Raw genomic sequence first — 2,661 nt, forward strand, 5'->3', positions numbered from 1 at the left:
ATCGCGAGCAAGCCCGCTCCTACATTAGGCAGTGAGGTTCAGGCATGCGGCAGGTCCACCCGCCGCCGGAGGAGACTCGACGGCAGACCATAGCGGTAGAAGGTGCCGACCGGGTCCGGGATGCCCTGCAGCACGGGGTTGATTTCCTCCTCGGTCTTGCCCGCGACGTTGGCGCAGAGGGACGAGAGGATCTTCGCGCCCTGGTCGCGCACCCGCGAGGTCTGACCGAAGCAGCCGGTGCATGGCATGTTGCCGCAGGTGCACTGGGCGCCGCAGCCGCTGCGCGTCGCCGGGCCCATGCAGACGACCCCTTGCGTGAGGAAGCATTTGTCCGGATCGAGCAATTGCTCGTGCGGACGATGGAACGCGGTGAAGGCCACGTCCGCCGGCTTGGTGGCCTTGCGCGGACACTCCTCGCAAAGCGCGGTGTCGGGCGCCAGCACGGAGCCCTTGGGCGGGAGGTTGCCGCTGAGCAGGGCGGCAAAGGCGGCCTTGGTCAGGTTCGGCGTCGGCGGGCAGCCGGGAATGTAGAAATCCACGTCCACCACCTGGTCCAGCGTGCGCACGACATGCCGCAGCTCCGGCAGATGCGGCGAACGGCCGTCCTCGGTGAATTCCAGCTGCGGTCGTGTCTTCGCCTCGTTCACGACCGTCGGCGCATCCTCATAGTTGAAGCGGAGGATGTCCTCGCGGTCGAACTGGTTGGCCAGGCCGGGAATGCCGCCCAGGTGCGCGCACGCCCCGTAGGCGATCAGGTACTTGCTCTTCCGCCGCAGCAGCACCGCCATCTCCTCCTGCTCCGACGAGCGGATGGCGCCGTTGAGCAGCGTCGCGGTGATCTCGCCGTCGGCGAGGGCCTCAAGGTCGTGGTACTTGAAATCCAGCGCCACCGGCCAGAGCACGATGTCCACCTTCTCGACCACGCCGAGGATGTCCTCGGCGAGATCCACGACGGTCTCCTCGCAGCCGCCGCACGAGGCGCACCAGTAAAAGGCGACTTTGGGTTTAGACATGGGCCACCTCCGCTTCGGCTTCGGCCGCGACCTTCGCCTGCGCCTCGCGCGCGAGCGCGATCACCTCCGCATCCCAGTCCGTGAACTTCCCGGGCAGATCGAGGGGACCGAGCGCCTGCAGTTGTCTGGTCATGTCGTTGATGACACTCTTCACCCGCTCGCCCTCGGCGGCGGAAATCCATTCCAGCCGCACGCGCGGGGCCGCGATGCCGAGGTCGCCCAGCATGCGCTGCAGCAGGCGGTACCGGCGGAGCATCTTGTAATTGCCCTCGACGTAGTGGCAGTCGCCCGGGTGGCAGCCGCCGATGAGGACGCCGTCGGCGCCGCGGCGGAGCGCCTCGAGGATGAACTGGGGATCCACGCGGCCCGAGCACATGAGGCGGATGACGCGCACGTTCGGCGCGTACTTCAGCCGCGACACCCCGGCAAGGTCGGCCGCGGTGTAGGTGCACCAGTTGCAGAAGAACGCGACGATGCGGGGCGTCCACGCGGTGCCGGTTGCCGGAGTCGGAGGGTTCATGACGGGGTGGCGACGGCCGGCGGTGGTTCGCGGGTCAGCAATCCGGCGATCTCGCTGAACACCTCGTCGTCCTCGAACAGGTGCTGGCCGATCGAGCCCGACGGGCACGAGCCGACGCAGGTGCCGCAGCCCTTGCACAGCGCCTCGTTGATCACGGCCTTGCCGGTGGCCTCGTCGAAGGCGATGGCGGTGTACGGACAGAGCGGGATGCAGGACTTGCAGCCGGAACAGTCGGCGAGGATGTAGGCCGTGTTGGGCTCCTGCATGATGAAGCCGCGGTCAATGAGCGCGAGCGCCTCGGCCGCCGCCGCCCCGGCCTGCGCCACGGTGTCGGGGATGTCGCGCGGGCCCTGGCAGCAGCCCGCGATGAAGACGCCGTCCGTGAACGTGTTCACCGGCGCGAGTTTCGGGTGCCGCTCGAGGAAGAAGCCCTCGGTGCCGCAGCTCATGTTGAACATCCGACGCACGTCCTGCGCGTCGGCGTGCGGCTCGAGGCCCGTGGCCAGCACGACCATGTCCACCGGGATGCGGCGCACGACGCCGGCGAGCGTGTCCTCGACGCGGATGACGAGCTTGCCCTCCTCCTCGGGGATCATGGCCCAGTCGGTCACCTCGCCCACGCGGCCGCGGATGAAGTGCACGCCCTCCTCGTTCAGCTTGTCGTAGAACTCCTCGTAGCCTTTGCCCGGCGCGCGGATGTCGATGTAGAAATTGTAGAGCTCGGCGCCGGAGTGCTCCTTGAGCAGGTGCGCGAGCTTCATCGAGTACATGCAGCAGACGCGCGAGCACCAGCGGTTGGTCTTCTTGTCGCGCGAGCCGACGCAGTGGATGATGGCGATGGCCGAGGGACGCCGGCCGTCGCGCAGGATCACCTCGCCGGCGGTGGGGCCGGAGGCGTTGACGAGGCGCTCGACCTCGAGCGCGGTGTACACGTTGGGATAGGTGCCGTAGCCGTACTGCGGCACGCGCCGGACGTCGAAGGGCTTGAACCCGGTGGCGACGATGATGGTGCCGACCTGGATTTCCTTCACCTCCTCCTTCTGCGTGAAATCAATGGCCTTGCGGTCGCCGCAGGCCTCGACGCAGGTCTTCTTGCAGCGGTCGGTGAGCACGCCGCGCTTGAAGTTC

General features: G+C 67.8%; 3 protein-coding genes. All 3 read right to left on the bottom strand.

Going from position 1 to position 2,661, the window contains the following annotated elements; translation table 11 throughout:
• Positions 1 to 38 precede the first annotated feature (38 nt).
• Positions 39 to 1,013 carry a hypothetical protein gene (locus IT540_RS16740; RefSeq protein ID WP_291180571.1) on the bottom strand — a complete coding sequence of 325 codons (975 nt, stop codon included), beginning with the start codon at positions 1,011 to 1,013 and terminating at the stop codon, positions 39 to 41.
• Entirely contained in the window at positions 1,006 to 1,533 is a 528-nt protein-coding gene (locus IT540_RS16745; RefSeq protein WP_291180573.1) for a hydrogenase iron-sulfur subunit, read from the bottom strand. The genes IT540_RS16740 and IT540_RS16745 overlap by 8 nt, the downstream gene beginning before the upstream one ends.
• Positions 1,530 to 2,661: 4Fe-4S dicluster domain-containing protein (locus IT540_RS16750; protein WP_291180576.1), on the bottom strand; the 1,132-nt coding region annotated here is incomplete at its 5' end. The genes IT540_RS16745 and IT540_RS16750, both read right to left, overlap by 4 nt.

Source organism: Hyphomicrobium sp., assembly GCF_020852195.1.
Taxonomy (GTDB): Bacteria; Pseudomonadota; Alphaproteobacteria; order Rhizobiales; family Hyphomicrobiaceae; genus Hyphomicrobium_C.